The organism is Psychromonas sp. (genome assembly GCF_983033635.1).
Genome location: NZ_CEZLMY010000062.1, coordinates 1 through 8,796, shown reverse-complemented (window position 1 = coordinate 8,796; position 8,796 = coordinate 1). Strand labels below are relative to the sequence as shown.

The 8,796-nt window shown below is 43.7% G+C and carries 7 protein-coding genes; 1 reads left to right on the top strand and 6 read right to left on the bottom strand.

The features are described from left to right. The 6 genes from AC4GME_RS10040 to AC4GME_RS10015 form a co-directional block, all read right to left on the bottom strand. Positions 1-205: hypothetical protein (locus AC4GME_RS10040; protein WP_490379331.1), on the bottom strand; the 205-nt coding region annotated here is incomplete at its 3' end. Between the two features lie 104 nt (positions 206-309). After that, positions 310-570 carry an Ig-like domain-containing protein gene (locus AC4GME_RS10035; protein ID WP_490376841.1) on the bottom strand — a complete coding sequence of 87 codons (261 nt, stop codon included), beginning with the start codon at positions 568-570 and terminating at the stop codon, positions 310-312. Between the two features lie 59 nt (positions 571-629). Then, a complete protein-coding gene (locus AC4GME_RS10030) occupies positions 630-3,371 on the bottom strand; it encodes an NEW3 domain-containing protein (protein WP_490376836.1) in 2,742 nt (913 codons plus the stop codon). A 691-nt stretch (positions 3,372-4,062) separates the two neighbouring features. Then, positions 4,063-5,421, bottom strand: a complete 1,359-nt coding sequence (locus AC4GME_RS10025) for a sigma-54 interaction domain-containing protein (RefSeq protein WP_490376837.1) — start codon at positions 5,419-5,421, stop codon at positions 4,063-4,065. 256 nt (positions 5,422-5,677) lie between these two features. Next, complete coding sequence (gene yqfB, locus AC4GME_RS10020; RefSeq protein ID WP_490376838.1) at positions 5,678-6,007, bottom strand: N(4)-acetylcytidine aminohydrolase; 330 nt, start codon at positions 6,005-6,007, stop codon at positions 5,678-5,680. Between the two features lie 535 nt (positions 6,008-6,542). Next, the gene (locus tag AC4GME_RS10015; protein WP_490376839.1) at positions 6,543-7,226 is read right to left on the bottom strand and encodes an SDR family oxidoreductase; all 684 of its coding nucleotides are present in this window, start codon (positions 7,224-7,226) and stop codon (positions 6,543-6,545) included. 386 nt (positions 7,227-7,612) lie between these two features. Here AC4GME_RS10015 and AC4GME_RS10010 point away from each other — a divergent pair, with 386 nt between their 5' ends. Then, positions 7,613-8,740: a site-2 protease family protein gene (locus tag AC4GME_RS10010; RefSeq protein WP_490376840.1), complete on the top strand. Its 1,128-nt coding sequence runs from the start codon at positions 7,613-7,615 to the stop codon at positions 8,738-8,740. Positions 8,741-8,796 lie beyond the last annotated feature (56 nt).

Sequence of the window (8,796 nt, the reverse complement as noted above, 5' to 3'; positions counted from 1 at the left end):
CCAAATTAACACTTGGGTTGCTGGCACTCCAGCCCGCCGGAACGTCGGCAGATACCGCAAAGTCTGTGGCAGCACAATCACTGCTATCCTGGTTGGTTACCGTGGCGCTGTAGTTGACCATGCTGCCGGCAATCACATCACCCGCACTGGCTGACAGTGACAATAGAGGGGTTGCGGCTACGCAAACCGGTGCTGGTGCTACCACAGTATAACTCGCCAAATACTCAGGTAATAACAAAAGGGGCGATGGTAAATACCATCGCCCCTTGTTATTGTTCAAGATCCAAAGCCATTACGGCGGATAACCGTTTACTTGTTGGCCTTGCCCTTATTGGGTTTGCTACTCTCGTCAGAAGAAGTGGACAGGCTGACACTCACCGTGGCAGTGGCGGTTTTATCGCCGTCACTGATGGTATAGCTAAAGCTGTCGCTGCTCTTAAAGCTCTTAACCGGGGTGTAAATCAGGCGGCCGTCGGCGGTGATCTGTACACTGCCCTTGGCGCCCTGGCTTACCGCGCTGATGCTCAGGCTGTCGCCGTCCGGATCCCAATCATTGCCAAGTACATTAATGACTAGAGCCTCTTTCGACGGTAATACAACGCTATCCGTTGCCGCAACAGGTGCGCTATTTAGAGGGGTAACATCGCATAGCTCACCATAGCACTGTTGCTATAACTGCTGTTCGCTGCATTTTCGGCATGAATGATAATGTTATACAGATCATCAGTGGCTGTGCTGTTTGAGGTGACGCTTAAAGTGATCGTAGTACTCGCGCTCGGTGCCAAATTAACACTTGGGTTGCTGGCACTCCAGCCCGCCGGAACGTCGGCAGATACAGCAAAGTCTGTGGTAGCACAATCACTGCTATCCTGGTTGGTTACTGTGGCGCTGTAATTGACCGTGCTGCCGGCAATCACATTACCCGCACTGGCTGACAGTGTCAATAGAGGGGCGGCGGCCACGCAAATAGGTGCTGGTGCTAGCACAGTATAACTCGCCATAATATTGCTGCTATAGCGGATATCTGCCGTGTTAAATGCATTAATGCCAATAGGATACTCTCCATCAGCAGCAATGCTCGCCGAGGTTACGTTAAGGTTGACTGACGCTGTATCACCAGGAGTCAAGGTGACAGTGCTGCTGTCGGCACTCCAACCTGCAGGAACACTGGCCGCAATGTTAAAATCAGCAACAGCACAACTACCACTATTTTGATTGGTTAGCGTAGCTGTATAAGTCACAGTGTTACCTGCGGTTACCTCGCCACCTTGGCTGTTAATTAATGATAACAGCGGATTAGCAACGACACAGGCCGGAGCTGGCGTATCAACCACATAACTGACCATACCACTGCTGCTATAGTTACTGTCGCTACTGTTTTCAGCACGAATAGTCAGATCGTAAAAGCCATCGGCAGCAGTATCTGCTGACGCGACATTAAGGATTACTGTGCCACTCACACCAGGCGCTAAGTTTAAACTTTGGTTACTGCTAACCCAACCACTCGGTACGGCCGCCGTAATATCGTAATTTGATGCAGAACATTCAGCACTGTCATTGCTGGTCACAGTTGCGCTGTACATAACAGCAGTGCCCGCAACAACCCAGGCACTTTCGTTAGGCGATAGCGATAATACAGGGTTTGCCCTAATACAGCTCAGTCCTGAATAGCTGACATTAACACTGGCACCTGAACTATCTGCCCATTCGGTAGTAATAGTAACCCCGGCATCAGAATCACTGTAGCTGTTGCCTGCTAGCAGCGCAGCATCATCCATATCAAACCAAGCACTTGATGGTGTCATATCAAGCAGCTGACTGCTCTGTATATCTGACTCTGTAGCTAGACGGAATACCACACCGTCAGTAATGCCACTCTTACCATCAAGAAAACTATCAAATCCCTGCGCCTGGCGGTATTCGAGGTAGTACCACAGCGGTTGTCCGGTAACGGCATCTGTGCCACGGCGCACCTTAAGACCTTTAGCCGCGCCGCCTGGTATTGATTCATAAGGTTCGATAATATAACTGCCATCACTGTCGGCGGTGACTATTTCTCCTGACAGTGGACTCAACCAGCCAAGTTGCTCTTTATTAAAGGCACCGAAATGCCCCTCAACTCCGGCTTCGCCCATAATATCCATGGTATCGCCATAGGTTGTGGAGACACAGTTATCACCAACAGTCTCCGAGCCGCAATCAAGTTTCTGAGCATGATGCAGGCCGAAATTATGACCCAGTTCGTGGCCGATAGTGTTCAAGGTAAAAGAACCATTGATCCAGGCTATGGTTTGTGTTCCGGCTGTTCCACCCAATATCCCCATTCCGCTCCAGAGACACCCGCTGATCTTGGGAAAGATATAAACCCGTCGATTATAGCTGTTAACATCAATGCCATCATTTTCAGCAGCTTGCCGTGCATAATTATCAATTCCAATGTAATCACAAGTCGTCGAATCCAACGGCAAGGCGTTATAACCATGGACATCACCGCTGAGCCAGGTCTGGTCGTTGGAGTTTTCTTTATAAAAATCATTGACCGTGCCGAATATCATCTCTCTGGTTTCTTCGACCGTCCACGGCTTTTGAGTGTTATCCTGGAAATTAACCAGCATCACTAGGGTGCGCTGCTCACCCAAGGTGTTGGTCAATGCGGCCGTTGTGGTACTGGCTGTAGCGGTAGTCGTTGTGCTGTCCTGGGCTAAAACAGTCAGACTATTTTGCTCATCATTGACAGCAAGTGAATCAATCGTCTCACCGCCATGTTTAAATAACCAGCCACGAGCTTGCACCTTAGTCCCGGTTTGCAGCGCATTGGTTTTAGCATTTTTAGGCAAGTGTAGCTCGACCCGACTGTTTGCGGTTTTTAGCACATGGCGCAAACGGCTTAGACTGTGATCTTCATAATCTTCATAAAGAACTTCCAATTCGCCTTTAAGCTCTTGCTTCTCTGTTAGCATGGCCAGCACTTCATCCGGCATGCCTTTACGCACGGATGCTGGCAGAACGGCGCGTACTGCTGCCGCCGGATCGGTTTGTGCCAATTCGGCCAATAGCGCCTGACGCTCTTCTGCCAGTGCCACCACTTGGTTTAGGTGTTTGGTTTTATTTGACTTATCAGCACGGCGGTAATCGGCCATCAGCTTGGCCAGCGCCATAGTCTGATTTTTAGCCTGCTCCCTTTGTACTTCAGCAGCTGTACCTGCAGCCGTTGGAAAAGATTCGGCCATTTTATTGATTCGATAGATTTGATATTCATGCCACGCCTGGTAGCCAATAAAAGCGATCAATAAAACGAACACTCCAATCAATACAATAGACTTTGGCGACATCAACTTCGTGGAGAACCTTGTTTGTCGTAGTTTAAACATAATTAATCCCCTTACTACACTCTTTAACTTTTAAGGTGACTGTCGCTAACTTTACAATCACCCAAGGGCCCATTCAGATTTAATATAAAGTATTTATAAAAAATGAGCTAAGGCTCACTTGACTTTTTTAGAAAACAACTCTACTTAGGCGTTATGCTATTAATAATAGTCAATACTCGAGCTAATACAACTTCAGAGAAGTTTGCCAAGCCAGATCAATGACTGCTCTCTTGTACCAATAATTGAAAAGTGTTCGATAAATTACACTGCATACTGCAAAGGTTGAATTGTTATTCGATCACACTATTCATTAAAGTACGATTTTACCCTGATCATTTTGTTTGCTAGGAGCCGATATAGCTTTGTTAAAGCGACTATAAAGGCATTATCAGTAAATCGTTCGTTGTTTGTACAGTCGTGCACGCGAGATCACGATTTTTCTGTGAGGCCAGCAAATACGCAGGTTATAGGAAAAATAATAAGGAAAATACAGGTAAGGCTGTTGTCCAAGCTTGGAAAAACACCTATCTCCTGCATATAGATCACTCAATAATATCTGTAGACATCGCTTAGTCATAACAAGCCGATCACTTACAGCGTAAATGGCAATCACTTGTTTAACGGGATAACACAAAAGAGGTACAAGTGTTTTTAGGACAGATATGGCGCAAAGGTAAAGTGATCATCTCATCTACAGCTTGATTTTACATTTCTTAATCAAGCGATAGCAGGTGGTTCTGGAAATATTCAATTGTTTAGACGCCGCAGAAATATTGTGATTGTTTTGTTTTATTGCATCCAGCAGTAGTTCGGTGTCAATTTCTACACGTTGTTTGGCAAGGTTAGCTACGGGCTTGAAATTACTCTTTGCATTAATACCCAATTCCGTAGCCGTTATTTGGTCTGCTTCTGCCATAACAACCGCCCTGAGTATACGGTTTTTTAGCTCTCTGACATTACCCGGCCAATCATATACAAGCATCGACTGCAGTGCTGAGTTTGATAAATGCAGTTTCCGATCCGGGTGGCTGTATTGCTCAATGTACTCACGCGCTAATAACTCGATGTCTTCGCGATATTTCCTAAGGCTAGGCACATGAATTCGCAATATATTGAGGCGATGATACAAATCTTCACGAAACTTTCCTTCGGCGACTGCATTTTCAAGATCGACATTTGACGCGAGTATGATTCGACAGTCGACTTGTATAGGCTGATTACCACCGACCCTTTCGATAGTGTAGTCATCGAGAAATTTCAGCAAGTTTACTTGTAACTCTAGCGGTAGGTCACCAATCTCATCTAGAAACAGGGTTCCTTTATCAGCCCGCTCAATGTGCCCTATATATTGGCTTTCTGCGCCTGTGAATGCGCCTTTTTCATAACCAAAAAGCTCTGAGTGAATTAATGAAGCAGGCAAAGCACCGCAATTAACCGTCACTAGCGGCCCATCTTTGCGTTCCGACAAAGAGTGGATTAGTTGTGCACAAAGTCCTTTTCCGGTGCCGGTTTCTCCACTAATCAATACTGAGCAGTCTGCACGAGCAAATTTTGTCAACTTAAGTTTAAGATCTTTAATCAGCTTAGAGCGACCGAACATAATATGACTTTGTGCGTTTGATAGTTGTTCCTTGCTAGTCTCTTTCTGGACCTTTGTCATGCCCCAACTATGTCCCAAGGTATGTACAAACAGCATCCAGTCAATTGGGCAGTGGAAGTAATCGGCGAAGTAAGTTGATAGCTTTTGGGAATAATCTAACGATGTGATGGGGTATTGCATTGCTATAGCTAACCACTTAACATTTGGCGCAATTTTTTGCAGTTTACTAACGGCGTCAAAAGTGTTTTTATGTTTATTTGTTGGAATGATTGCGATAGCAACGTTTATATTCGTTTGTTGAATAACATGCATTGATTGCCTGAAAGTGGAAGTTGTCATTGGAAGCCAATTTTGTTGAATTAGCTCTGTAGCAATGCTTGGAAAATCATTATCCAAATCGAGAATTAGGACTGGCCGTTGAGACACTCGCTTAGAATTTTGTTGTTTCATAATCATGCATTTCCAATTTTAGGCTCAACTAAAGTCTAGGAAATATGCTCGAATTTAGCAAGAAAAGCAGCTCTGTAATCCAGCTCTATAGCAGATAATCATTAATGTCATGGGAAAATGGTGCCTATATTTCACTCAGTTTAGCGTCTTGCCTTTTTGAGATAACTAAAAGACAAGAGCAGATAATCAGATAGCAAGTTTTTAGCGGCTAAGTACAAAGTGAGTGTTATCAGCCATCAGTAAGTTTACAAGCAAATTAATTGCTTACTAACGCGTAACTCACTACATAAAGTTGTTTAATACCTGGATAGATTTCCTGAATCACATCCTTTAGTTCAGCTAATGTCATGTTTTCTTGATCTGCGTGAAACTGCGTTAAATCATCAAAGAGAATGGGCTCAACCGACAATATCTCCAGTTGGCAAAATTCACGACCATCTTCGAAGGTTGATACCTGCACTTTTGTGCCTGGTACATAATTGCGTTCAGTTTCATCGCGGATAGTAATTGTTTTCTTACCTGCAAGAATATCTTCTTCAAAGCGTTCAAAGAACGTCATTTCTGTTGGAATTGTGCTTGTTGTCATTATTATTTCACCTAAGGAGTTTTAACTTTTCTGAATTTAAGTAGCAGAGTTTAAAGAGTTTAATCCCTATCGGCTAGGCGTAGAAACAAAACTATTGAGCACAGGTGTTGTTTTTGTCTGGCAGATCTATACCCATGATACCTCAAGGTGCTTTATCAGGACTCAGCTCGGAGACTAGGATAAGGCACAGCATGAAGGTAATGGTTACTCCCTTATCGAATGCTGTAACGCAATACTTGTTTTCGAGCTGAGCCCCCGCAGGGCAAGCCAAATCGCACTCATCTGCGTCGTTATAAAATCTCAATGTAGAACAACTATACTTCAATTTTATGCCTAGCATCTAAGTGAATTTGGCTTGCTGATTTTGCATCTTGAAATAACATGGGTATAAGTAAAGGCAATAGATTCGCCGAAAATAGTGACTGTAAACGCTATCTGATTTTGTCCAGTTTCGGCTGGTGGCCGTAGTAGGGCTATTAACTCATTTTACGGCAGGTTTATGCGAAGTGATGCCAGGCAATCAATTGTCAATTCACTATTCCAACTCAACGGCAGGTCGGAAAGTAAGTTCGTGTACCACGACATCTTCAGGATTGCTGAGTAATTGACTAATCATGGTTGCCACACTTTCGGGCTGCATGTATTGCGGACGCTCCTGCTTACGAAAGGAGGTGTTGATGCCACCAGGATAAACAGCCGTCACTTTGATGCCATGGGGCTGTGCTTCTTTCATAAGTACGTTATTTAAACCTGCAAAACCCTGCTTCATTGCAGTATAAATACTCATAGTTGCATTACTGCGCTTAGCTACAGTACTGACAATATTGATGATATAGCCTTGCTTTTTAGGCAACATCTGTTGCATCGCTTCCCGGCAAAGCAGATAAGGGGCGCGCAGGTTGATTGCATATTGCTGTTCAAACTCCTCTAAATTAGTCTCGGCTAGGTCGCATTTGCGAGAGTTCATTCCGGCATTATTGATAAGCACATCGATATGCCCCAGCGCTTGTTTCGCTTTATGAAAAAGTTCCACGACTGCATCCGCTTGACTGAGATCGCAGCTTTGCCCCAGGCAACCTGTTTGCTGCATAAGTTGCTGCAGTTGAGTTTCATCACGTCCGCTGGCGAAAACTCGATAGCCTTTGCTGCACAGATCGATAACCAGTGCCCGACCAAGGCCTTTTGTGGCGCCAGTAATAAATACGGTTTGATAGTTCATACTTGTATTTCCTCACGTTAATTGCCAATTCAAAGCATGCATCTATATATGTTTAGATGCGCTTGAAGTCCATACACTATTCAAAAAAAGACAAATCCGGACAGGCAAAGTTTTTAATTGTCACAATACAGAAAAAAACAATTAATAAAATAACTTTCATCACAGCCTTTTAAATAAGCAAACAGCTAATCGACTAATAAAGCCGTAACTTGTTTCATCAATAGAAAAAGAGCGAGCAGCGGCTTGGTTTGAAAATTAAATTATAACGAAATAATTGCGCATCTCGACAATGCGAATGATTCGCCATTAAAGTGACAGCTAACGCTTCTCCTGGTTGTATATTGAAGGCATAATCCTATGGTGTTTATTTAATTGGAACTATCAGCGTGGAACTACTGCAACTTGAACATTTCGGAAAAACATTAAGGTTAGAGGCCTCTCTTGCTGGCTGGCAACAGCTATATTGGGGAGGGCATATCGTCTCGCAGTTAACAGCGACAGAAAATCAGGCGTCTAAATCGACTCACCATTTTGAGCTTTCCCAACAAGTTAAGCAGTTAACGGGTGAAGAGGCTGATGCTATTGCAGTGCCTGCGCATATTATTAAATGCCGTTTAGAGATTGATTTAAACTGGCAGCCTTTTGAAATTAAGTATCAATTAGTTGTCGATGGTCGCGTAGTTGCACAAGGGCAACGAAACAGCAAAGATATTGAGCAGCAAGTTCCGATGGAAACCGTAAAAGTTGAAAAAAAGTTCAGCCTGTTAGGTCTGTTCTCGCTTGGATTTAAACTGTTGAAAAGTGCCAAGATTATAAAAGTAGTGCTAGCGGGTGCGAGCCTGGCTGCCTATAGCTGGTTTTTCTCTTTTCAATTTGCATTATCATTATTAGCTTGCCTGGTTTTTCATGAATATGGACATATTCGCGCAATGAAACATTTTGCAATGAAAACTAAGGGGATCTACCTGATCCCTTTTGTAGGCGGACTTGCTGTCACCGACGAAAAAATCAATACACGTTGGCAAGATGTGGTTATTTCTATAATGGGGCCAACATTTGGGCTGATTTTATCATTTGCCTGTCTGTTAGTTTATTGGTTAACGGGCAACCTGTTTTTTGCTGGTCTTGCTGTTTTTAATGCCTTATTAAATCTATTTAATCTTCTGCCAATTCTACCGCTTGATGGCGGGCATATTTTAAAAAGCATTAGTTTTTCAATGAATAGCAGGGTGGGTCTTATTGCCTGTATTTGCGGCGCGGCTTTAGGCGTTTTTGTGAGTTATAGCTTGGGCTTAGCATTATTAGGTTTTTTATTATTGATTGGCAGTCTGGAAATAGTATTTGAGTGGCGCACTCGTTATCAAAGTCATCTATTGCCCCTCGATAAATATGGACAACTAGTTTCAGCAGTTTGGTATATGTTGACCGTAGCAGGTCTAATTGCGATTATTTTCTATTTTGCAGACTCAGGCGATCGGTTATTAGCGTTACCGCTTAAGATTTTAGGAACATAATTACTCAGGTCGTTGCCATTTAAGCTTATTTATGAAGTACATCCGTGTACTTCATT